1 pseudogene is annotated in these 1,676 nt (G+C 75.5%); it reads left to right on the plus strand.

From position 1 onward, the window contains the following. Positions 1–1,676: pseudogene (locus GJ633_RS17415) on the plus strand (hypothetical protein); the annotation flags it as partial.

The raw sequence follows: 1,676 nt of genomic DNA on the forward strand, positions 1-1,676 counted from the left end.
CGCCGAGCCGGTGACGGCGCCGTCGGAAGGGGACGGCCCCGTCGCGGAGGCGGTCAGAGAGGAGTCCGCGTTCGCGGACGCGTTCCGGATCCGGCTCGCGATCGCGGGCGGCGCGGCGCTCGACCAGGTCGGCGCAGAGGTCGGCGACGTCGAAGCCGCGGCGTCGATCCCGGCGGTCGACGGACCGGCGGACCTCGCCGCGGCGCGAGATCGGGTGCACGTCGCGAGCGTCGAGAACGGGACGGCGACGCGCGTGACCTTCGAGGCGGTGACGACGACGGCGACTCGCGACGGGCGGACGGTCGCCGAGCGGACGCGGAACCGGACGGTCGTGGTGGCGGTGCCGACGCTCGCGGCTCACGAGCGGACGGAGCGGTTCGAGGGCCGGCTCGACCGCGGTCCGGTCGAGGGGCCGGGACTCGGGCGGCAGGTGACCGCGAGCCTCTACGCGACGACCTGGGCGCGTGGATACGCCCAGTACGGCGGCGCCCCCGTCGAGAACGTCCTCGCGAACAGACACGTCGAGCTGTCGACCAACGCCGGGATCGTGCGCGTGCAACGCGACGTGTTCGGCGCGAGCGATCCCGCGGCCCGCGCCGGCGTGACCCGAGCGACAGCGAGAACGGGGATTCGAGACCTGCTCGCGCCGGTGTCCGTCCACGGTCCGTCCTGGACCGACGCCGTTCTCTCGGCGCCGCCACCCGGGAGCACCTTCGATTCGGACGTCGAGGCCGACGCGCGAGACGGCCGGGACGCACGGGGCGAGCGTGCCGTCTACGAACCGACGCCCGACCGCGAGGGCGAACGCGCGACGGTCGAGGTGGGTCACGCCGCCGACGTGGGGGCCGTGACGGTCCACGACGAGATCTCGGCGATCGCAGAGCGCGCGCATCGGGTGAAAGCGACCGCGTCGACGGAGACGACGACGGTCGTGGACGGCGGACGGCTCGATCCGCCGCGCCCGCGACGGGACGACGGCTGGGTCCTCGTCGACCTCGAACGGGAGGAGCGGACGCCGAGCGTCACCGGGAGCGGGGTGCCGCGAGGGGTCCCGAGCGGGACGGCAGCGCCCGGGGAATCGCTGTCGTTCGGGAACGCGACCCGGAACGTCGCCGTCGACCGCGTCGCGACCGCCCGGTGGGAGCGGACGGTCGTACGGACGGGACCCGACGGGGAGTTCCTCGGCGTCAGCACCTATCGGGCGTCGACGCGCGACAGGACGACCGACAGGCACCGCGTCCGCGTCGCGGTCTCGGGAAGCCACGCCCCCGCGGACGCCGCACCGGACCGACCGGCCGCGACGTTCGGCGCGGGCGAGGCGACCGACGGCCCCGACCTACGCGACACGCCGGCGGCGCCCGCGACCACCTCGACGTCGCGACCGACTCCGGGATCGACAGGATCGCCCGCGAGGCGGTCGAGGAGGGCGACGTTCGCCGGTCGGCGACGGTGCACGGCGAGCGGTCGGCCGCGGACCGCGCGCTGGTCGCCGACGACGTCTCGACGCTCGCCGATGCGGTCCGCGAGATCGAGACCGAGACGTCGATGAGGGACACCGCGCTTGGCGAGACCGAACCGTACGCCGATCTGGCCGACGCCGTCCGCGACCGACGGCGGGAACTGGTCGACGCGCCGGGGGCGTACGACGGCGCGGTGGACCGCGCCCGCGTCGCCGC

This window comes from Halorubrum sp. CBA1125 (assembly GCF_009742825.1).
Lineage (GTDB): Archaea > Halobacteriota > Halobacteria > Halobacteriales > Haloferacaceae > Halorubrum.